The sequence below is a fragment of the Hydrogenophaga defluvii genome (assembly GCF_042665235.1).
Taxonomy (GTDB): Bacteria; Pseudomonadota; Gammaproteobacteria; order Burkholderiales; family Burkholderiaceae_C; genus Hydrogenophaga; species Hydrogenophaga defluvii_A.
This window is the reverse complement of the sequence record NZ_JBHTBZ010000080.1, coordinates 1-19,646: the sequence shown is the minus strand read 5'-3', so window position 1 is coordinate 19,646 and position 19,646 is coordinate 1. Positions and strand designations below refer to the sequence as shown.

General features: G+C 65.7%; 19 protein-coding genes. 15 read left to right on the top strand and 4 right to left on the bottom strand.

Annotated elements, in window-relative coordinates; genetic code table 11:
- Nucleotides 1-2: 2 nt before the first annotated feature.
- From ACFQU0_RS20150 to ACFQU0_RS20140, 3 genes are read right to left on the bottom strand one after another with little or no spacing between them, the layout of a single operon-like run.
- On the bottom strand, nucleotides 3-890 hold the full coding sequence (locus ACFQU0_RS20150; protein WP_382203781.1) for a branched-chain amino acid ABC transporter permease: 888 nt from the start codon (nucleotides 888-890) through the stop codon (nucleotides 3-5).
- 1 nt (nucleotide 891) lies between these two features.
- Entirely contained in the window at nucleotides 892-2,130 is a 1,239-nt protein-coding gene (locus ACFQU0_RS20145) for a branched-chain amino acid ABC transporter substrate-binding protein (protein ID WP_382203780.1), read from the bottom strand.
- 14 nt (nucleotides 2,131-2,144) lie between these two features.
- Nucleotides 2,145-3,788, bottom strand: a complete 1,644-nt coding sequence (locus ACFQU0_RS20140; RefSeq protein ID WP_382203778.1) for a 3-(methylthio)propionyl-CoA ligase — start codon at nucleotides 3,786-3,788, stop codon at nucleotides 2,145-2,147.
- A gap of 134 nt (nucleotides 3,789-3,922) precedes the next feature.
- Here ACFQU0_RS20140 and ACFQU0_RS20135 point away from each other — a divergent pair, with 134 nt between their 5' ends.
- The 5 genes from ACFQU0_RS20135 to ACFQU0_RS20115 all read left to right on the top strand — a co-directional run bounded on the left by ACFQU0_RS20135 (nucleotide 3,923) and on the right by ACFQU0_RS20115 (nucleotide 7,544).
- On the top strand, nucleotides 3,923-5,392 hold the full coding sequence (locus ACFQU0_RS20135) for a protein adenylyltransferase SelO (RefSeq protein WP_382203776.1): 1,470 nt from the start codon (nucleotides 3,923-3,925) through the stop codon (nucleotides 5,390-5,392).
- Nucleotides 5,393-5,411: 19 nt separating this feature from the next.
- Nucleotides 5,412-5,819 carry a peptide-methionine (R)-S-oxide reductase MsrB gene (gene msrB, locus ACFQU0_RS20130; protein WP_382203774.1) on the top strand — a complete coding sequence of 136 codons (408 nt, stop codon included), beginning with the start codon at nucleotides 5,412-5,414 and terminating at the stop codon, nucleotides 5,817-5,819.
- A gap of 31 nt (nucleotides 5,820-5,850) precedes the next feature.
- Nucleotides 5,851-6,408, top strand: a complete 558-nt coding sequence (locus ACFQU0_RS20125; protein ID WP_382203773.1) for a septation protein A — start codon at nucleotides 5,851-5,853, stop codon at nucleotides 6,406-6,408.
- On the top strand, nucleotides 6,401-6,703 hold the full coding sequence (locus tag ACFQU0_RS20120) for a BolA family protein (protein WP_382203771.1): 303 nt from the start codon (nucleotides 6,401-6,403) through the stop codon (nucleotides 6,701-6,703). Before ACFQU0_RS20125 ends, ACFQU0_RS20120 begins: the two co-directional genes overlap by 8 nt.
- Nucleotides 6,704-6,764: 61 nt before the next feature.
- Entirely contained in the window at nucleotides 6,765-7,544 is a 780-nt protein-coding gene (locus ACFQU0_RS20115; RefSeq protein ID WP_382203769.1) for a peptidylprolyl isomerase, read from the top strand.
- Between the two features lie 97 nt (nucleotides 7,545-7,641).
- Here ACFQU0_RS20115 and ppa read toward each other — a convergent pair whose 3' ends face one another.
- Nucleotides 7,642-8,181 carry an inorganic diphosphatase gene (gene ppa, locus ACFQU0_RS20110; RefSeq protein WP_382203767.1) on the bottom strand — a complete coding sequence of 180 codons (540 nt, stop codon included), beginning with the start codon at nucleotides 8,179-8,181 and terminating at the stop codon, nucleotides 7,642-7,644.
- Between the two features lie 273 nt (nucleotides 8,182-8,454).
- Here ppa and ACFQU0_RS20105 point away from each other — a divergent pair, with 273 nt between their 5' ends.
- From ACFQU0_RS20105 to ACFQU0_RS20060, 10 genes are all read left to right on the top strand, one after another.
- The gene (locus ACFQU0_RS20105; protein ID WP_382203765.1) at nucleotides 8,455-10,509 is read left to right on the top strand and encodes a sodium-translocating pyrophosphatase; all 2,055 of its coding nucleotides are present in this window, start codon (nucleotides 8,455-8,457) and stop codon (nucleotides 10,507-10,509) included.
- A gap of 133 nt (nucleotides 10,510-10,642) precedes the next feature.
- Entirely contained in the window at nucleotides 10,643-11,815 is a 1,173-nt protein-coding gene (locus tag ACFQU0_RS20100; RefSeq protein WP_382203763.1) for a GGDEF domain-containing protein, read from the top strand.
- A 28-nt stretch (nucleotides 11,816-11,843) separates the two neighbouring features.
- Complete coding sequence (locus ACFQU0_RS20095; RefSeq protein WP_382203761.1) at nucleotides 11,844-12,698, top strand: metal-dependent hydrolase; 855 nt, start codon at nucleotides 11,844-11,846, stop codon at nucleotides 12,696-12,698.
- Nucleotides 12,699-12,817: 119 nt separating this feature from the next.
- Nucleotides 12,818-13,597, top strand: coding sequence for a FadR/GntR family transcriptional regulator (locus tag ACFQU0_RS20090; protein ID WP_382203759.1), 780 nt, complete (start codon nucleotides 12,818-12,820; stop codon nucleotides 13,595-13,597).
- On the top strand, nucleotides 13,594-14,514 hold the full coding sequence (gene ltnD / locus ACFQU0_RS20085; protein WP_382203757.1) for an L-threonate dehydrogenase: 921 nt from the start codon (nucleotides 13,594-13,596) through the stop codon (nucleotides 14,512-14,514). Before ACFQU0_RS20090 ends, ltnD begins: the two co-directional genes overlap by 4 nt.
- On the top strand, nucleotides 14,511-15,785 hold the full coding sequence (gene otnK / locus ACFQU0_RS20080; RefSeq protein WP_382203755.1) for a 3-oxo-tetronate kinase: 1,275 nt from the start codon (nucleotides 14,511-14,513) through the stop codon (nucleotides 15,783-15,785). Before ltnD ends, otnK begins: the two co-directional genes overlap by 4 nt.
- 8 nt (nucleotides 15,786-15,793) lie before the next feature.
- Nucleotides 15,794-16,462: a class II aldolase/adducin family protein gene (locus ACFQU0_RS20075; RefSeq protein ID WP_382203888.1), complete on the top strand. Its 669-nt coding sequence runs from the start codon at nucleotides 15,794-15,796 to the stop codon at nucleotides 16,460-16,462.
- 14 nt (nucleotides 16,463-16,476) lie between these two features.
- Entirely contained in the window at nucleotides 16,477-17,286 is an 810-nt protein-coding gene (gene otnI, locus ACFQU0_RS20070; protein ID WP_382203753.1) for a 2-oxo-tetronate isomerase, read from the top strand.
- Nucleotides 17,283-18,308 (top strand): D-erythronate dehydrogenase, encoded by a 1,026-nt coding sequence (gene denD, locus ACFQU0_RS20065; RefSeq protein ID WP_382203751.1) that lies wholly within the window; start codon nucleotides 17,283-17,285, stop codon nucleotides 18,306-18,308. Before otnI ends, denD begins: the two co-directional genes overlap by 4 nt.
- Nucleotides 18,309-18,368: 60 nt before the next feature.
- Entirely contained in the window at nucleotides 18,369-19,337 is a 969-nt protein-coding gene (locus ACFQU0_RS20060; RefSeq protein WP_382203749.1) for a TRAP transporter substrate-binding protein, read from the top strand.
- Nucleotides 19,338-19,646: the final 309 nt, after the last annotated feature.

The following is a 19,646-nucleotide window of genomic DNA, read 5'->3' as shown; positions in this document are numbered from 1 at the left end:
CGTCAGCTTTCGCGTTGGCCCATGAGACCACGCGGGTACAACGCCAAGACCAGCACCAACAAAGCGTAGGGCAACAAAGGGGCCAGCTGGCTCAGGCGCAAACCGCCCAAGGGCAGGTCCCATGACACGGCGGCCGTTTGCAACAAGCCCATCAGCAGCGACGCCCAGAATGCCCCCCACAACGAGCCCAGCCCCCCCACCACCGCCACCACAAACACGATGGACCCGACCGTAGCGGCCATGCCGGGCTCGGTGACAAACGCGTTGCCACCCAGCACACCGGCCAGGGCCGCCAGCGCGGCGCCACAGCCGAACACGCCCATGAACACACGTGGCACGTTGTGGCCCAGGCACTGCACCGCCTGCGGATGGCTGAGCGCCGCCTGCACCACCAGCCCGCCCCGGCTCAGCCTCAACCACAGCGCCAGCCCACCCAACACGATCAGCGCAAGCGCCATGGTGAAGGCTCGGTAGGCCGGGAAGCGCACATCCCACAACGTGAACAGACTGCCGGAGAGCGACACCGGCACACGGTAGTCCACCGGTCCACGGCCCCACACCAGTTGCACCACCTCCAGCAGCACGTAGCTCAGGCCAAAGGTCACCAGCAGTTCGGCCACGTGGCCATGCGCCGCCACCCGCCGCAGCACCTGGGCATGGAACAGCGCGGCCAGCCCACCCACCAGCAGCGGCGCCAGCAGCAAGGCCCACCAGAACCCCCACAGGCCAGCCAGCGTGTGAGCAAAGTACGCCCCCAGCATGTAAAAACTGCCGTGCGCGAAGTTGAGCACGCCCATGAGACTGAAAATCAAGGTCAGCCCGGCGCTGAGCATGAACAGCAGCAAGCCGTAGCTCAGGCCGTTGAGCAACGAAAGGACGAACAATTCCATCTCAGGGCCGTGGCATGTTGCAGCGCACGGGTTGAGACAAGGCCGAGGCAGCGATGTAGCGCTGCGGCACAAACGTGTGATCGGTGCCTTCGGCGCCCACCGGATGGCGCGTGTCCACCGGCTGCCAGCGGGTGATGAACTGGCCCAGTTGCAACTGGTGGTCATCCCCGCGCATGGTCGCCATGCCGCCCAGAACAGGAAACGCCAAGCCACCGAGGACGTCGGCCACGCGGCGGGTGTCGGTGCTGCGCGCACGCGACATGGCCGCGCCCAACATCTGTATGCCGGTGTGGGTGGCGTAGACGACAAAATCCTCTTTGTGCCGGCGCCGAAAATCCGCCGCCAGCCGGCCCATCTCACCCTCGGGGTTGTTGTGGTGCAAGGCCACCTGGTACACCGGCATGGGCAGCGGGCCCTTGGCCAACGTGCTGGGCGCACCGGGCAAAGCCGCGTAGTAGGTGAACAGCGGCAATTGCACCTTGGCCGCCTGCAGCGCCTGCACCAGGTGAACAAAGTCCTCACCCCAATTGCCGGTCACCACCGCCTGCGCACCTGAGGCCAGCACACGTTGCACCTGGGGGGCAAAGTCGCGCAACTGGAAGGCCGGGTGCAGTTCTTCGCCCACCACTTCCAATGCCGGCAGGCGCTCGGCCACCGCCTCCTTGAAATGGCGCGCCAGTTGCTGGCCGTGGGCATAGTCCTGGTTGAGCAGGTAGACCTTTTGCAGAGCGGGTTGTTCGGCCAGAAAATCCACCAGCGCGGCCACCTTCATGGTGGTGTCGGCCTCGATGCGGAAGTGCCAGTAGCTGCAGCGCTCACCGGTGAGGGCAGGATCGGTGGCCGCGTAGTTGAGCAACAGCACCGGGGCCTCGGGGCGGCGCGCGTTGTGGCGTGCAACCGCATCGGCGAGCACATGGGTCACACCCGAACCATTGCCCTGCACCACATAACGAAAGCCCTGGTCGATCGCTGCCTTGAGCGCGTTGAGGCTTTCGTGCGGTGAGCCTTTGTTGTCGAAGGGCGCAACCACAAAGCGCACCCCTGCTGGGTTGGCACCGCCGCCCAGACGCTCAGCCATGAACTGCCAGCTGCGCAGGCTGTTGCGCCCGATGTCGGCCATGGGGCCCGACAGCGGATCGATGAAAGCGATGCGAACGGTCTCACCGGCCTGCGCCAGAGCGGCTCCTGCCGCCAGGGCAAGCGAGGGCAGCAAGCCCACACGCACCCCGTGTCCCGTCATGCCACGCTTTAGGCTCACAGCCCAGGCAGGGTGTAGCCCTTGAGCTGCTCGCGCAGCGTCATCTTCTGCATCTTGCCGGTGGCGCCCAGCGGAATCGCATCCACAAACACCACGTCGTCGGGCACCTGCCACTTGGCGATCTTGCCTTCGTAGAAGGCCAGCAGCTCCTCGCGGGTGAGTGTTGCACCCGGCTTCTTCATCACCACCACGATGGGGCGCTCGTCCCACTTGGGGTGGGGCATGCCGATGCAGGCGGCCATGGCCACGCCCGGGTGGGCCATGGCGATGTTTTCCACGTCGATGGAGCTGATCCACTCGCCGCCGGACTTGATCACGTCCTTGCTGCGGTCGGTGATCTGCATGAAGCCGTCGGCGTCGATGGTGGCCACGTCGCCGGTGGGGAACCAGCCCTTGCCGGCCGCGTCGTAGCGCAGCGGGTCGCCGCCTTCGCCCTTGAAGTAGCTCGCAATGATCCACGGGCCACGCACCAGCAAGTCGCCGTAGGCCTTGCCGTCCCAGGGCAATTCCTCGCCGGCCTCGTTGACGATTTTCATGTCCACGCCGAACACCGCGCGGCCCTGCTTGAGGCGCACCTTGGTCTGTTCTTCAGGCGGCAGGGCCAGCTGGGCGTTCTTCAAGGTGCACACGGTGCCCAGCGGCGACATCTCGGTCATGCCCCAGGCGTGCAACACGTCCACGCCGTAGTCGTCGTTGAAGGCCTTGATCATGGCCGGCGGGCAGGCGGAGCCACCGATCACCGTGCGTTTGACGGTGCTGAACATCAAGCCGTTGGCCTGCATGTGGCCCAGCAGCATTTGCCACACGGTGGGCACGCCGGCCGCCATGGTGACCTTTTCGGCTTCCAGCAGTTCGTAGATGGACTTGCCGTCCATGGCCGGGCCGGGAAACACCAGTTTGCAACCCGTGGCGGCTGCCGAATAGGGGATGCCCCAGGCGTTGACGTGGAACATGGGCACCACCGGCAACACGCTGTCGCGCGAACTGAGATTGAGCGAATCGGGCAGCGCGCCGCCAAACGCGTGCAGGATGGTGGAGCGGTGCGAATACAGCGCGGCTTTCGGGTTGCCCGTGGTGCCGCTGGTGTAGCACATGCTCGATGCGCTGTTTTCATCCAGCTCGGGCCACGTGTAGCTGTCGCCCTGGGCGCTCACCCAGGCCTCGTAGCCAACCAGGCCGGGGATGCCGCTGTCGGCAGGCAGCTTGTCAGCGTCGCACAACGCAATCCAGTGTTTGACGCCAGGGCAACGCCCCGCCACGGCCTGCACCAAGGGCAAGAAGGTCATGTCAAAACACAGGGCGCGGTCGTCGGCGTGGTTGATGATCCAGGCCAGTTGGTCGGGGTGCAAGCGCGGATTCAGGGTGTGCAGCACACGCCCGGTGCCGCTGACGCCGAAGTACAGCTCCAGGTGGCGGTAACCGTTCCAGGCCAGCGTGGCCACGCGGTCGCCAAACGCCAGGTGCAGGCCATCCAAGGCATTGGCCACTTGCCGCGAACGCCGGGCGATGCCCGCCCAGGTGGTGCGGTGGATGTCGCCTTCAACCCGGCGCGACACAATTTCACCGCTGCCATGGTGGCGTTCGGCGTGGACGATCAAGGTGGAAATCAGCAGCGCCTGGCTTTGCATCTGTCCCAGCATGGGGGGCTCCTTCGTTGTAAGAGGTGGTCCTTTGTGGGCCGAATCATGCCTCAACTGCCGAACCCACCGGGCACCTGGGGCGCCACAAGGCCGCGCTGCCACCGGGTTCAAGTCAAGCGCGCGACAATCCCGAGATGACGCTTGCCACCGCCTCCGACGCCCCCACCCGCTGGACCGCCCGTTTTGCCCACCTGGGCGACGCGTTCGGCACCCCGTTGGCTCCCCGGCCCCTGCCGGCGCCTTACTGGGTGGGTCAAAACCTGCCGCTGGCGCGACAGTTGGGCCTGAGCGATGAATGGATGGCCTCGGACGACGCGTTGGCCGTCTTCAGTGGCAACCGGGTGCCCGAAGGCAGCGCGCCCATGGCCACGGTGTACAGCGGTCACCAGTTCGGCGTCTGGGCCGGCCAGCTCGGCGATGGCCGCGCCCTGTTGCTGGGCGAGTGGGACACGCCACTGGGCCCGCAGGAAGTCCAGCTCAAAGGCGCGGGTCTCACGCCCTACTCCCGCATGGGCGATGGCCGGGCGGTGCTGCGCAGCTCCATTCGCGAGTACCTGTGCAGCGAGGCCATGCACGCCCTGGGTGTGCCCACCACGCGGGCGCTGTGCATCACGGGTTCTGACGCGCCCGTTCGCCGTGAAACCGTCGAAACCGCCGCCGTGGTGACCCGCGTGGCGCCCAGCTTCATCCGGTTTGGGCATTTCGAGCACTTCAGCCACCACGACCAGCACGCCGAGCTGCGCCGCCTGGCCGACTACGTGATCGAACATTTCTACCCCGAATGTGCGCAGGTGCCGGGCAACCCGTACGCGGCGCTGTTGCAGGCGGTGAGTGAGCGCACGGCGGTGCTGCTGTCGCACTGGCAGGCGGTCGGCTTTTGCCACGGTGTGATGAACACCGACAACATGAGCATCCTGGGCCTGACCATCGACTACGGGCCCTTCCAGTTCCTTGATGCCTATGTGCCCGGTCACATCTGCAACCACTCCGACAGCGCCGGGCGCTACGCCTTCAGCCGCCAGCCCAACATCGCCTACTGGAACCTGTTCTGCCTCGGCCAGGCCCTGCTGCCGCTGATGGACGACCAGCAGCAGGCGCTGGACGCACTTGAGTCCTACAAGACGGTGTACCCCGACCAGCTGTTCGCGCGCCTGGGCGCCAAGCTGGGCCTTTTGGAGGTGGACGACGGTGACCGCGCCCTGTGCGAAGACCTGCTGCGCCTGCTGGCCCAAGGCCGGGTGGACCACACCATCTTCTGGCGCCGGCTCTCGCACGCAGTGGCCAGCGGCGACCGCGAACCGGTGCGTGACCTGTTTGTGGACCGCGACGCAGCCGACGGCTGGCTCGCCCGGCACCGTGAGCGCATCGCAAGCCAGGGCGCGGAACCAACGGGGCGACACATGCTCCAAACCAATCCCAAATTCGTGCTGCGCAACCACTTGGGTGAATTGGCCATACGCGCAGCGCAAACCAAAGACTTTTCCCAGGTGGCCCAGCTGTTGTCGCTGCTGCAGTCGCCCTTCGACGAACACCCAGACTTCGAATCCCACGCCGACTTCCCCCCCGACTGGGCCGACCAGATCGAAATCAGCTGTTCTTCCTGAACCATCCCCGGAGGCCACCATGAGCGCCAAAATCCACAAAACCGACGACGAATGGCGCGAGTTGCTGCGCAAAAAAGGCGCCGAGCCGCTGGCCTTTGAAGTGACCCGTCACGCCGCCACCGAACGCGCTTTCACCGGCAAGTACGAACACGTGTGGGCCGACGGCAGCTACCACTGCATCTGTTGTGGCGCCAAGCTGTTCGAGGCCGACGCCAAGTTCGACTCCGGCTGCGGATGGCCCAGCTTCAGTGAAGCCCTGCCCGGCGCCATCACCGAGAAAGTGGACCGCAGCCACGGCATGATGCGGGTGGAAACCGTGTGCAGCCAGTGCGACGCCCACCTGGGCCATGTGTTCGAAGACGGCCCGGCGCCCACCGGCCTGCGCTACTGCATGAACTCGGCCTCGCTCGAACACAAGCCCAAATAGTGGCTTGGCCCCTGGACCGATAATCTCCCCCATGCGTTTCCTGATCGATTTTTTCCCCATCCTGCTGTTCGTCGGTGCCTACAAGCTGCAAGACATCTATGTGGCCACCGCCGTGCTGATGGCCGCCACCGTGGTGCAGACCGGCATCATCTACGCGCTGGACCGCCGGCTGCAGACCTTGCACAAGGTCACGCTGGCGCTGGTGCTGGTGTTCGGCATGCTCACGCTGTTCCTGCAGGACGAGCGCTTCATCAAGTGGAAACCCACCGTGCTGTACGGCAGCATGGCCCTGGTGCTGGCCGTGGCGTTGTGGGGCTGGGGCAAAAACTTCCTGCAGATGCTGCTGGGCAGCCAGTTGCAGTTGCCCAAGCCGGTGTGGAACAAACTCACGGTGGCCTGGGTCGGCTACTTCGCCTTCATGGCCGCCATCAACGCTTATGTGGCCGCCTATTTTTCCACCGAAGACTGGGTCAACTTCAAGCTTTGGGGCTATGTGTTCCCGCTGGTCTTCATTGTTGGCCAGGGCCTCTACATCGCGCGCTACCTGAGCGCCACCGAAGAAACCGCTGCCAAACCGCCTCATGACTGAAACCACCGCCCCCGGCCTGGCTGTCACCGCCCAGGCCATCGCCGCGCGGCTGCGCGACACCCTGGCGCCTTCGGTCCTGGAAGTGATCGATGAAAGCGCCGCCCACATGGGCCACGCCGGCAGCAACGGCACCGGTTTTGGCACCCACTTTCGGGTGCGGGTTGCCGCGCCGGCCTTTACCGGGCAGACACGCGTGACCTGCCACCGCCTTGTGTATGATGCGCTGCGCCCGTTTCTGGACGCTGGGCTGCATGCCCTGGCCATCGAAATCGTGCCCACATCTTCAGCCGCCTGATCCGTCGGGCGCCCCACTTTTTATTGTTCCCCAGGCACGTTTGCCACAACTCCCCCTGACCATGAAATCCACGCTCACCACTTTGGCCACCGGCCTCGTGCTGGCCTTCGCCGCACCCGCATTCGCGCAAAACCTCGCCATCGTCAACGGCAAGCCCGTGCCCAGCTCGCGTGTGGACGTGCTGCTGGAGCAGGTGGCCCGCTCCGGCCGCCCGGTGGACGACGCCCTGAAGGCGCAGGTCAAAGAAGAAATCATTGCGCGCGAGATCTTCATGCAGGAAGCCGAAAAGCGCGGCCTCAAGGCCAGCAAGGAGTACAAGGCACAGATGGAGCTGGCGGCGCAAACCATCCTGATCCGCGAGCTGTTTGCCGACTTCCAGAAAAAGAATCCGGTGACCGATGCGGAAATCAAGGCCGAATACGACAAGTTCGCCGCCGCCAACGCCGGTCAGGAATACCGCGCCCGCCACATCCTGGTTGAAAAAGAAGACGAGGCCAAGGCCATCATCGCGTCGCTGCAAAAGGGTGGCAGCTTTGAAGACATCGCCAAGAAGCAGTCCAAGGATCCGGGATCGGGCGCCAACGGTGGCGACCTGGACTGGGCCAATGCCGCCAGCTACGTGCCCGAGTTCTCGGAAGCCATGACCCAGCTGAAAAAGGGTGAATTGACCGCCACCCCGGTCAAGAGCCAGTTTGGCTACCACGTGATCCGCCTGGACGACACCCGTGCCGCCCAACTGCCGCCGCTGGACGAACTGCGCCCACAAATCGCGCAACAAATGGCGCAGCAGCGCCTGGGTGAGTTCCAGGAAGGCCTGCGCAAAAAGGCCAAGGTGCAGTAAGCGCGTCGGCACGGGGCGCACCACAAGGCCCCGCCCCCTACAAAAAAGCCCGTGTGGATCAGATCCACACGGGCTTTTTGTCATCCCAAGGCGGCGCTCAGGCCTTTTGGGCTTTTTCGTAATTGGCGATGCCGTCCAGGATTTCCTTGTGGGCAGCGTCACGGCCTTCCCAGCCCTGCACCTTGACCCACTTGCCGGGTTCCAGGTCCTTGTAGTGCTCGAAGAAGTGCTCGATGGTCTTCAGGCGCATCGGGTTCAGGTCTTCCGGCTGTTGCCACTGGGTGTAGAGCGACAGGATTTTGTCCACCGGCACGGCCAACACCTTGCCGTCTTCACCGGCTTCGTCGGTCATCTTCAGGATGCCGATGGCACGGCACGGCACGACCACACCAGGAATCAGCGGCACGGGGGTGATGACCAGCACGTCCACCGGGTCACCGTCGCCGGAGATGGTTCTGGGCACATAACCGTAGTTGGTCGGGTAGTGCATGGCGGTGCTCATGAAACGGTCCACGAAGATGGCGCCGGTTTCTTTGTCGACCTCGTACTTGATCGGGTCGGCGTTCATCGGGATTTCGATGATGACGTTGAAGGCTTCGGGCACCTTGCTGCCCGGGGTGACGTTGTCGAGGGACATAAAAAGTCTCTGGGAAGTGTTGTGAAACGGAAAGCGGGACCTCAGGCGACCAGCTTCGCCCGGGATTAACCCTGATTTTACCGACACGAAGCTGACTTGCTGCGCTGCAACACTGTCAACAAGCGTGGTTTGCCGCTAAATTCGGAGCGTTGGCCAATCGCCCTGCCCCATGCCACCGGCACGGAACGGACGCGAGGAAGCAACGCAGCGGGGGCCTTGAGGTCATCGTCAGCGGGGCTCCCTCCAAGTCAAATCGAGCAGGAGATTCTTCTTATGGTTGGACAATCCGCGCTGATTTTTGCGCTGGTGTGCGCGTTGGTGGCCGTGGTTTACGGCTTGTGGTCGCGCAGCTGGATTCTTTCTCAGGACGCGGGCAACGCCCGCATGCAGGAAATTGCGGGCGCCATCCAGGCCGGCGCCGCCGCCTACCTGGCCCGGCAATACAAAACGATTGGCATCGTGGGTGTGGTGCTGGCGGTGCTGATTGGCGTTTTCCTGGATGGTCAGACCGCCGTGGGCTTTGTGCTCGGCGCGGTTTTGTCGGGCGCCTGCGGCTTCATCGGCATGAACATCTCGGTGCGCGCCAACGTGCGCACCGCTCAGGCCGCCACGCGCGGCATCGGCCCGGCGCTGGACGTGGCCTTTCGCGGTGGCGCCATCACCGGCATGCTGGTGGTGGGCCTGGGCCTGTTTGGTGTGGCCGGTTTCTTCTGGTTTCTGGTCGGCAATGGCAACCTCAACCCGGCGTCCAACCTGGCCAAGATGCTCAACCCGCTGATCGGCTTCGCCTTTGGTTCCTCGCTGATTTCCATCTTTGCGCGCCTGGGCGGCGGCATCTTCACCAAGGGCGCCGACGTGGGCGCCGACCTGGTGGGCAAGGTGGAGGCGGGCATCCCTGAGGACGACCCGCGTAACCCGGCGGTGATTGCCGACAACGTGGGCGACAACGTGGGCGACTGCGCCGGCATGGCGGCCGACCTGTTCGAGACCTACGCGGTGACATTGATCGCGACCATGGTGCTCGGCGCCTTGATGGTGGCCGCCGCGCCCATGCAGGCCGTGCTCTACCCGCTGGTGCTGGGCGGCGTGTCCATCATCGCGTCCATCATCGGCTGCTTTGTGGTCAAGGCCACGCCGGGCATGAAAAACGTGATGCCGGCGCTCTACAAGGGGCTGGCGGTGGCTGGCGTGTTGTCGCTGATCGCCTTCTACTTTGTCACCATCACGGTGATGCCAGCCGACGCCCTGGGCGCCGGCACACACATGAAGCTGTTTGGCGCGTGCGCCGTCGGCCTCATCCTGACCGCCGCGCTGGTGTGGATCACCGAGTTCTACACCGGCACGCAGTACAAGCCGGTGCAACACATCGCACAAGCCTCCACCACGGGCCACGGCACCAACATCATTGCCGGCCTGGGGGTTTCCATGCGCTCCACCGCCTGGCCGGTGGTGTTTGTGTGCATCGCCATCCTGGTGAGCTACCAGTTGGCAGGTCTGTACGGCATCGCCATCGCCGCCACGGCCATGCTGAGCATGGCCGGCATTGTGGTGGCGCTCGATGCCTACGGCCCCATCACCGACAACGCCGGCGGCATCGCTGAAATGGCCGAACTGCCCAGCAGCGTGCGCGACATCACCGACCCGCTGGACGCCGTGGGCAACACCACGAAGGCCGTGACCAAAGGCTACGCCATCGGTTCGGCGGGCCTGGCGTCGCTGGTGCTGTTCGCCGACTACACCCACAAGCTGGAAACCTACGGCCACAAAATCAGCTTTGATCTGAGCGATCCCATGGTCATCGTCGGCCTGTTCATTGGCGGGCTGATTCCCTACCTGTTTGGCGCCATGGCCATGGAAGCGGTGGGCCGCGCGGCTGGCTCGGTGGTGGTGGAGGTGCGCCGCCAGTTCCGCGAGATCAAGGGCATCATGGAAGGCACGGCCAAGCCCGAATACGGCGTGGCGGTGGACATGCTGACCAAGGCCGCCATCAAGGAAATGATGATCCCGTCGCTGTTGCCGGTGGTGGTGCCGATCGCGGTCGGCCTGCTGCTCGGCCCCAAGGCCCTGGGCGGCCTGCTCATGGGCACCATCGTCACCGGCCTGTTTGTGGCCATTTCCATGTGCACCGGCGGCGGCGCCTGGGACAACGCCAAGAAGTACATTGAAGACGGCCACCACGGCGGCAAGGGCAGCGAGGCGCACAAGGCCGCCGTCACGGGTGACACCGTGGGCGACCCCTACAAGGACACCGCCGGCCCGGCCGTCAACCCACTGATCAAGATCATCAACATCGTGGCCTTGCTCATCGTGCCGCTGCTGACGGTCTGAGCCTCCCCCTGACCCTGGCGGGCGACCCGGTGCTGTCGGGTCGCCCGTTTTTTTGTGGGTAGAAGGTCAAAGAAGCCCTAACATTGCCGGCTGACCAGAACCCCTCCACCCTCGTTTGAGCAGCCCTCACACTGTGCACAGCCCCACCCTGCTGATCGTGACCGCCCTCCTCATGGCCATCATGTGTGCCGTGATGTTTGCCGTCTGGCGCTTCAACCGCAACATTCCCGGCCTCCAGGCCTGGACCTTGTCCTACCTGTTCGGTTTTGGCGTGGCGGCCCTGCTGCTGGGGCGAGACAGTGGCACGGAAGGCCTTCACAGCGCGCTGCCGGTGGTCAGCACCTTCGTCTGCATATTTGCCACCGCCTATTGCAGCCTGGCCGGCGCCCGCGCCTTCGTCGGGCAGGCACCCCTTCCCATGGCCGTGCCGGTGGCGGGGGCGCTGCTGACGGGGGGCATTGCCTTCTATTTCACCGTCCTCCAGCCCCATGTGGGCCTGCGCGTGTTGGTCGGCAGCACCATTTCTGGCGCCCTGTACCTGGCCAGCGCCCGCACCTTCCATCAAAACGGCATCGGTGCGCTGCCTGCGCGGCGCTTGATCTCGCTGGCCTACGGCTTGCACGGTGCGTTCCTGCTGCTGCGCCCCTGGTTGTTCAAGCTCGGCAGCACGGTGGACGGCGCACCCGACATCGCCTCACAGCTCTCGCACTTCATCATCCTGGAGTCCACCGTGGCGCTGATCCTGATGGCTTTTGGCACCCTGATGCTGGTCAACGAACACGTGACGCAGGAACTGCGCCGGGTGGCCGAAAAGGACTTTCTCACCGGCGTCTTCAACCGCCGGGCCTTTCTGTCGTTGCTGGAGAAGGCCGGCAGTCTGGCCCACCGTACGCAGTCGGCCTTGCCGGTGTTGCTCGTTGACCTGGACCACTTCAAGCAGATCAACGACCGGCACGGACACAAGGTCGGCGATCTGGCGCTGCGGCATTTTGTGGCCGTGACCGAGGGCTGCCTGCGCAAACACGACGTGATGGGCCGCATGGGGGGTGAGGAGTTCGCCATTTTTCTGCCCCACACCCAACGCGAGGATGCACAGCGGGTGTCAGAGCGCCTGCGTTCGCTGGTGGCCGCCCAGCCGCTGATGGCCGACAAAGGGCCGGTGGGCCTGACCGTGAGCATCGGACTGGTCATGTGCCACCCGGGTGAAGCGCCCGAAAACGCACTCCACCGCGCCGATCAGGCCATGTACCAAGCCAAACAGGCCGGGCGCAACCGCGTGGTTTCGTTGCAGGCGGCCAGCGCCTGAGCCCGCCTTCCAGCACCACTGGCGCCACATGCACACCCCGCCCCGCCACCCGGTGCCCACGGTCCGCCGCCTGCGGGTGGACCTGGACACGCCCTTGCCTCGCCATTGGTGCGATGGGGATGCGTTGCAAAGCGCCTTTTTCAACGCCTTGTCGATGAGCTTTCCTTTTGGCGAGCAGTTTTTCATCGACGCGGTGCGTGCCGGTGTGGCCGCCTTGCCAGCCGATCAGGCCAAGGCCTTGCAAGCCGAAGTGCAAGGTTTTTTGGGCCAGGAGGCCACCCACCGCCACCTACACACGCGCTTCAACCGCCACCTCCAGGCGCAGGGTTTGCACAACGCCTGGGAGGGACGCGCGCAAACAAGAGTGCGCCAACTGCAAGGGCTCGATAGCCGCCATGCCTTGGCCATCACCGCAGCCAACGAACATTTCACCGCCCTCTTTGCCGATTGGGTGCTGAGCCACCCGACCCTGTTCACCCATACCGAGCCACGACTGAAAGCCTTGTGGCAATGGCACAGCGCCGAAGAACTGGAGCACAAGTCCACCGCTTTCGATGTGTACCGCGCGTTGGGAGGAGACGAGCGCTGGCGCAGGCGCTGGATGCGTCGGGTGACGGTGTTTTTTCTCAGCGATGTGGCGCGCCAGACCCTGCTCAACCTGCATCGGGATGGGCAACTGTGGCGCTGGCGCACGTTGCGCAGCGGCTGGCGCTTGCTGTTGGGCCAACACGGCTTGCTGCGCCTGGGCTGGCGCCCGTGGTGCGCCTACTTCCGCGCCGATTTTCACCCCGACCACCAGACCACCCCGCGCGCAGACGCCTGGCTGCGCGACCACGGCGACTGGTTTGAGACCGTGGGGCAGTCCGCAACAGGCACCCCCTGACGCGTCTGCCGCGCACCCACTTCGGGCGCCGCACCGTGCAACCTCGGGTAAACCATGAGGCGTTTGGGTTTCTCAAATTTGTATGATGACCCTATGACCCGACAAAATTCCGCTCACCCATGAACCTGAGCGGCGCTGCCATCGAACCCTTGCAAGCGCCCGAGCGCCTGACCGACAAGCTGGCAGGTCTGCTCATGCAGCGCATCGAATCGGGGGAACTCGCGCCCGACGAGCGCCTGCCCACGGAGCAGAAGCTGTCGGAGCAATACGGCGTGTCGCGCACCGTGGTGCGCGAAGCCGTGAGTCGGCTCAAATCAGTGGGCATGTTGACGTCGCGCCAAGGCGCCGGCGTGTTTGTGGCGCCCCGTACCCAGGCGCGCGCCCTCGCCTTCGACCCCACCGTGTTGCATTCCATGGAAGCCGTGCTGCACGTGGTGGAGGTGCGCCGGGGGCTGGAGGCCGACGTGGCCGCCCTGGCCGCCGCCCGCATCACCCCGGACAAGGCCCGTGCCATCGGCGCGGCACTGGCCACGCTCGAAGCCTGCCCGCCCCACGGCGCCGAAGGCGTGGAGGCCGATCTCGAATTCCACCGCAGCATCGCGCGCGCCACCGACAACCCGCAGTTCGAACGCCTGCTGGGTTTTCTGGAGCAGTACCAGCGCGACGCCATGCGCGTGACCCGCACCAATGAAGCCATGGACAGCGAGTACATGGTGCAGGTGCGCGAAGAACACCGCGCCATCGCCGCCGCCGTGATGCGCGGCGACGTGCCCGCCGCCCGCGAGGCGGCCATGCGCCACATGAGCAACGCCGCACACCGCATCGAACACGCTGCACCGCCCATACGGCGGGCACTGGATGCGCTGCTGGCCCAACCCCAAGACAAGGACAACACATGACTTCCCCCTCCGCGCCCACACTGGGCGTGATCGGCCTCGGCTCCATGGGCATGGGCGCTGCACTCTCGGCGCTGCGCAACGGCGTGCCCACCTGGGGCTGCGATCCCCGCGCGGAAGCCCGCGCCGCCTTCGAGCAGGCCGGTGGCCGCGCCGTCGCCAGCGCTGCTGAACTGGCGCCGCATTGCGACGTGGTGCTGGTGCTGGTGGTCAACGCCGCACAAACCGAAGACGTCTTGTTTGGCGCACAGGGCATCGCGCCGCTGCTGAAAAAAGGCGCAGTGGTCGTGACGTCTGCCACGGTGGACCCGGCCCTGCCGCCCCAATGGGAAGCGCGCCTGGCCGAGCACGGTGTATTCCTGATCGACGGCCCGGTGTCGGGTGGCGCCAAGAAGGCCGCTGCGGGCCAGATGACGGTGATGGCATCCGGCAAGCCCGAAGCCTTTGCCGCTGCGGGCGAGCTGCTGAACGCCTTTGCGGGCAAGGTCTACCGCCTGGGCGATGCGGCCGGTGTGGGGTCCACCGTGAAGATGGTCAACCAGCACCTGGCCGGTGTGCACATCGCCACCGCCTGCGAGGCCATGGCGCTCGGCATCAAGGCCGGTGCCGACCCACGCCAGCTCTACGAGGTGATCTGCAACAGCGCTGGCATGAGCTGGATGTTCGAGAACCGCGTGCCCCACATTCTGGATGGCGACTACACGCCGCTGTCGGCCGTCAACATCTTCGTGAAGGACTTAGGGATCGTGCTGGACGCTGCGCGCGCGCTCAAATTCCCGCTGCCCCTGGCCGCCACCGCGCACCAGCTCTACCTGTCGACCGCCGCCATGGGCCTGGGCGGTGAAGACGACTCGGCCGTGGTCAAGTACTACGCCCAACTGGCCGGGCTGGAATTGCCCACGGCGAAGGAAGCAGCATGATCCTGGGCGTCATCGCAGACGATTTCACCGGCGCCACCGACGTCGCCAGCATGCTGGTGCGTGCCGGCATGCGCACGGTGCAGGTGCTGGGTGTGCCCGAGGGCGATCTGCCCGAGGCCGATGCGGTGGTCATCGCGCTCAAGACCCGCACCATCGCCCCCGCCGACGCGGTGGCCCAGAGTCTGGCCGCGCTCAAGGCCTTGCAGGCCGGCGGCGCACGGCAGATCTACTTCAAATACTGCTCCACCTTCGACTCCACCGCCGAAGGCAACATCGGCCCCGTCACCGACGCGCTGATGAATGCCCTGGGCACCGACTTCACGATCGCCTGCCCGGCCTTCCCCGAAAACGGCCGCACCGTTTTCCGTGGCCACCTGTTTGTGGGCGACCAGTTGCTCAGCGACTCGGGCATGCGCAACCACCCGCTCACGCCCATGACGGACGCCAACCTGATGCGCGTGCTGCAGGCCCAGACCGCCCACAAAGTGGGTTTGCTGCGCTACGACCACCTCGGTAATGCGGCCAGCGCAGGCGAACGCGTCGCGGCCTTGCGTGCTGAAGGCGTGCGTATCGCCGTAGCAGACGCGGTGAACAACAGCGACCTTCTGACCGTAGGCGAGACCTGCGCTGAGCTGCCGCTGCTGACAGCCGGATCCGGCGTGGCCCTGGGCCTGCCACCAGCCTACGCGCGGCGCGGCTGGTTCACGCCCAGCGACAGCGCAGCCATGCTGGACAGCGTGAGCGGCCCTGCTGCCGTGCTCTCCGGCTCTTGCTCCGAAGCCACCAATGCCCAGGTGGCCGTGTGGCGTGCCACTGGCCGCACAGCCTTGCACATCGACCCGCTGGCGCTCCACCAAGGCACACAAACCGCCACAGGCGTGCTGGCCCAAGCCCGTGCGGCGCTGGCGCAAGGCCCGGTGCTGGTCTACGCCACCGCTGCGCCCGAGAGCGTGAAAGCCGTGCAAGCCGCACTCGGCGTGTTGGCCGCCGGTGAGTTGGTGGAACATGCTCTGGCGCACATCGCGCAAGGTCTTGTCGCTGCTGGTGTGCGCCGCCTGGTGGTGGCCGGTGGTGAAACATCGGGCGCCGTGGTGCAGGCCTTGCAGGTGGCACAACTGCGCATCGGTGCGCCCATCTGCCCCGGCGTGCCCTGGACCCAGGCCGCCCTGCCCGGCAACGGCGAGCCCATGCTGCTCGCGCTCAAGTCTGGCAACTTCGGTGGCCCCGACTTTTTTGCGCAGGCCCTGCAACAAGCGGGGGTGGCCTTGTGAGCCCAGCCATGGTGCCGCCAGCCCAGGCCCGCGTGCGGGCCGAGATCGTGCGCGTGGGCGCCTCGCTGTTCCAGCGTGGCTACGTGCATTCCACGGCCGGCAACATCAGCGTGCGCCTGGGCGCTGACGAAGGCGGTGGTTTCCTCATCACCCCCACCGACGCCTGTCTGGGCTTCCTAGACGCCGAACAACTGGCCTGGGTGAGCGACAGCGGCGAACAGCTTGGCGGCGCGCGTGCCAGCAAAACCCTGCAACTGCACCGCCGCATCTACGCCGCCGCGCCCGAGGCGCGGTGTGTGCTGCACACCCACTCCACCCATCTGGTGGCGCTCACCCTGCAAGGCGTGTGGCGCGAGGACGACATCCTGCCGCCCATCACCCCCTACCAGGTGATGAAGGTGGGCCATGTGCCACTGATTCCCTACGACGTGCCCGGCTCGGCCTCGGCGGCCGACGCGGTCGCCGCCACCATCCAACAGGCCGAGCGTCCCATCCGCGCCGTGATGCTGGAGCGCCTCGGCCCCACGGTGTGGCACACCAACCCGTCCAGTGCCATGGCGCTGCTGGAGGAGCTGGAAGAAACGGCCCGGCTGTGGCTGCTCTCGGAACGCCGTCCGACGCCCCTGACCGACACCCAGATCAACGACCTGCGCGCCCAGTTCAACGCGCCCTGGTAACCCAAAAACAAGCCATGCCACGCTTTGCCGCCAACCTTTCAATGATGTACACCGAGGTGCCCTTCCTCGACCGTTTTGCGGCCGCCGCCCAAGACGGTTTCGAGGCGGTGGAGTACCTCTTTCCCTACGAACACACCCCCGCCGAGATTGCTCAGCGCCTGCAAGCGCACGGCCTGACCCAAGCCCTGTTCAACCTGCCCCCTGGCGACTGGGCGGCCGGCGAACGCGGCATGGCCTGCCTGCCCGGACGCGAAGCCGAATTCGCGGCCTCGGTGGACACCGCCATCGCCTACGCCCAGGCCACCGGCTGCAAAAAGCTGCACGCCATGGCCGGCCTGGTGCCCGCCGGTGCCGACACGCAGGCGCTGCGCGCCACCTACGTGGCCAACCTGCGGGCCGCTGCCGCCAAGCTGGCGCCGCTGGGCATCACCCTGCTCATCGAGCCCATCAACAGCCGCGACATGCCCGGCTACTTCCTCAACTGGCAGCAGCAGGCCCACGACGTGCTGGCCGAGGTGGGTGCGACCAACCTGAAGGTGCAGATGGACTTCTACCACTGCCAGATCATGGAAGGTGACCTCACCCGCCGCCTCGAAAAACACTGGGCCGGCGTGGGCCACATCCAGATTGCCGGTGTGCCCGAGCGCCACGAGCCCGACAGCGGCGAGGTCAACTTCCCGCACCTGTTCGATCACCTGGACCAACTGGGCTACGACGGTTTCATCGGCTGCGAGTACCGCCCCAAGGCGGGCACCAGTGCCGGTCTGGGCTGGCTGCGCGCCTACCTGGCCTCCAAGAAAACGTCTCAGAAAGACCGCACATGAAAGTCCTCATCACCGGTGGCGCCGGCTTCCTGGGCTCGCGCCTGGCGCACACCCTGCTGCAGCGCGGCAGCTTGGCCGGCCAGCCCATCACGCAGCTCATGCTCGCCGATCTGGTGGCGCCACGCGACACCACACTCACCGGCGACGCCCGCGTGCGCACCCACACTGGCGACCTGCTGGCACAAATCCCCGCGTTGATGGCCGAGCCTTGGGATGCGATCTTCCACCTCGCGTCGGCCGTGTCGGGCGAGTGCGAGGCCAACTTCGACCTCGGTCTGCACGCCAACCTCGACACCACCCGCCACCTGCTCGACGCCTGCCGCGCGCAGGCCGAAGCCGGCCAGGGCGTGGCGCGGTTTTTCTTCTCCAGTTCGGTGGCCGTGTTCGGCAGCGACCCTGGCCTGCCCTTGCCCGACGTGGTGCACGACAACACCCTCCCCACGCCACAGTCCAGCTACGGCATCCACAAATTTGTGTGCGAGCAGTTGGTGGCCGACTACACCCGCAAGGGCTTCATCGACGGCCGCGCCGCGCGCCTCATGACCGTTTCGGTGCGCCCTGGCCGTCCCAACGGAGCGGCCTCCGGCTTTCTCTCCGGGTTGTTCCGTGAGCCTCTGGCCGGACAAGCCAGCAACAACCCCGTGGCACTGGATTCGCAGGTCGCGCTCTCGTCGCCGGCCAACACGGTCGCCGGCATTGTGGCCGTGATGGAAGCCAGCCGCGAGGCGTTTGGCGGCCGCACTGCGATCAACCTGCCTGCCCTCACGGTCAGCGTGCGCGAGATGCTGTTGGCCCTGGAAGCGCTGGCCGGCCCTGCGGCCATGGCCCTCATCACCCACCGCCCCGACGAGGCCGTGGCGCGCATCGTTTCGGCCTGGCCGGCACGTTTTGAAAGCCAGCGCACCGCCCGCCTCGGCCTGAAGGCCGATGCCGACTTTGCCAGCGTGTTGCGCCAGTACGTGGCCGACAACGCGGCTGCCGTGACCCTGCCCGCCGCGCGTGCGCGACTGGGCCTGGCCTGAAGCTTCACACAAAGCTTTTACATTTCCCGTTCCCGTTCCCAACCACAAGGAGACCTCCCCATGAAAGCTCTGATCAAACCCCTGGCCCTGGCCGCCCTGCTTGCCGCCGCCGGCGCACAAGCACAAACCGTGCTGAAAATCGGGTACGCCACCTCGCAGGCCTCGCACTACGGCGTGGGTTCCACCGTGTTCTGCGAAGAAATGGAAAAGGGCACACAAGGCCGCTACAAGTGCCAGCAGTTCCCCAACTCCGCACTGGGCGGTGAACGCGAGCAGATCGAGGCCGTGCAGCTGGGCACCCAGGACATCGTGAACACCTCCACCGGCCCGCTGGGCAACTTCGTGCCCGAAGTCAAGATCGTGGACATCCCCTTCCTGTTCCGCGACTACGACCACGCCCGCAAGGTGATGGATGGCCCCATCGGCCAGGACCTGCAGAAGAAAATGGAAGCCAAGGGCCTGATCAACCTGGCCTGGACCGAAAACGGTTTCCGCCACATGACCAACAGCAAGCGCGCCATCAACCAGGCGACCGATGCCAACGGTCTGAAGATGCGCACGATGGAGAACAAGGTGCACATGGACGGCTACAAGACCTTCGGCATCCTGCCCACCCCGATGCCCTTCCCTGAGCTGTTCACCGCGCTGCAGCAAGGCACGGTCGATGGCCAGGAGAACCCGATCCCCGTGATCCTGTCGTCCAAGTTCTCGCAAGTGCAAAAGCACCTGTCGCTGACCGGCCACGTGTACTCGCCCGCCGCGTTGATCATCTCGCCCAACGTGTGGAACAAGCTTTCGGCCGCCGACAAGGCCGTCTTCTCTGAGGCCGCCAAGAAAGGCGCTGCGGCCCAGCGCAAGAAGGTCAATGACGACGAGAACAACGGCATTGCCCAACTGGAAAAAGAGGGCATGCAGGTGGTCAAACAAGTCAACGGTGACAGCTTCCGCAAGGCCGTGGCTCCGGCCTACGCGGGTTACGCCAAAGAGTTTGGCGCCGACAAGATTGCCGCCATCCAAGCAGTGAAGTAAGCCCACCCCTGCGCCGCGCCCAGGGGGCGCGTCACCCCCTCAAGGGGGCGATGTCAGCGGGCCGGCGGAGCCGGACCCGCGACATCCTGGGTTGAACTTCCCCTCTTGTGCTGGCGCCTTGGCGCCGGCCGGATTGTTGTCATGAAAAAAATGTTTCTCCGGCTGGACCGGGTCTTGACCGGCCTGTGCCTCTACGCCGCCTGCGTGCTGCTGGCCGTCATCGCTACCCTTGGCATGTGGCAGGTGGTCAGCCGCTTCGTGTTCTCGCAGCCCTCCACCTGGACGGAAGAGTCCATGCGCCGCCTGCTG

Bases quoted from the DNA above. Each gene is read 5' to 3' on its own strand.
- ACFQU0_RS20150 (WP_382203781.1), bottom strand. From the start codon at position 890: ATGGAATTGTTCGTCCTTTCGTTGCTCAACGGCCTGAGCTACGGCTTG.
- ACFQU0_RS20145 (WP_382203780.1), bottom strand. From the start codon at position 2,130: ATGACGGGACACGGGGTGCGTGTGGGCTTGCTGCCCTCGCTTGCCCTG.
- ACFQU0_RS20140 (WP_382203778.1), bottom strand. From the start codon at position 3,788: ATGCTGGGACAGATGCAAAGCCAGGCGCTGCTGATTTCCACCTTGATC.
- ACFQU0_RS20135 (WP_382203776.1), top strand. From the start codon at position 3,923: ATGACGCTTGCCACCGCCTCCGACGCCCCCACCCGCTGGACCGCCCGT.
- msrB (WP_382203774.1), top strand. From the start codon at position 5,412: ATGAGCGCCAAAATCCACAAAACCGACGACGAATGGCGCGAGTTGCTG.
- ACFQU0_RS20125 (WP_382203773.1), top strand. From the start codon at position 5,851: ATGCGTTTCCTGATCGATTTTTTCCCCATCCTGCTGTTCGTCGGTGCC.
- ACFQU0_RS20120 (WP_382203771.1), top strand. From the start codon at position 6,401: ATGACTGAAACCACCGCCCCCGGCCTGGCTGTCACCGCCCAGGCCATC.
- ACFQU0_RS20115 (WP_382203769.1), top strand. From the start codon at position 6,765: ATGAAATCCACGCTCACCACTTTGGCCACCGGCCTCGTGCTGGCCTTC.
- ppa (WP_382203767.1), bottom strand. From the start codon at position 8,181: ATGTCCCTCGACAACGTCACCCCGGGCAGCAAGGTGCCCGAAGCCTTC.
- ACFQU0_RS20105 (WP_382203765.1), top strand. From the start codon at position 8,455: ATGGTTGGACAATCCGCGCTGATTTTTGCGCTGGTGTGCGCGTTGGTG.
- ACFQU0_RS20095 (WP_382203761.1), top strand. From the start codon at position 11,844: ATGCACACCCCGCCCCGCCACCCGGTGCCCACGGTCCGCCGCCTGCGG.
- ACFQU0_RS20090 (WP_382203759.1), top strand. From the start codon at position 12,818: ATGAACCTGAGCGGCGCTGCCATCGAACCCTTGCAAGCGCCCGAGCGC.
- ltnD (WP_382203757.1), top strand. From the start codon at position 13,594: ATGACTTCCCCCTCCGCGCCCACACTGGGCGTGATCGGCCTCGGCTCC.
- otnK (WP_382203755.1), top strand. From the start codon at position 14,511: ATGATCCTGGGCGTCATCGCAGACGATTTCACCGGCGCCACCGACGTC.
- ACFQU0_RS20075 (WP_382203888.1), top strand. From the start codon at position 15,794: ATGGTGCCGCCAGCCCAGGCCCGCGTGCGGGCCGAGATCGTGCGCGTG.
- otnI (WP_382203753.1), top strand. From the start codon at position 16,477: ATGCCACGCTTTGCCGCCAACCTTTCAATGATGTACACCGAGGTGCCC.
- denD (WP_382203751.1), top strand. From the start codon at position 17,283: ATGAAAGTCCTCATCACCGGTGGCGCCGGCTTCCTGGGCTCGCGCCTG.
- ACFQU0_RS20060 (WP_382203749.1), top strand. From the start codon at position 18,369: ATGAAAGCTCTGATCAAACCCCTGGCCCTGGCCGCCCTGCTTGCCGCC.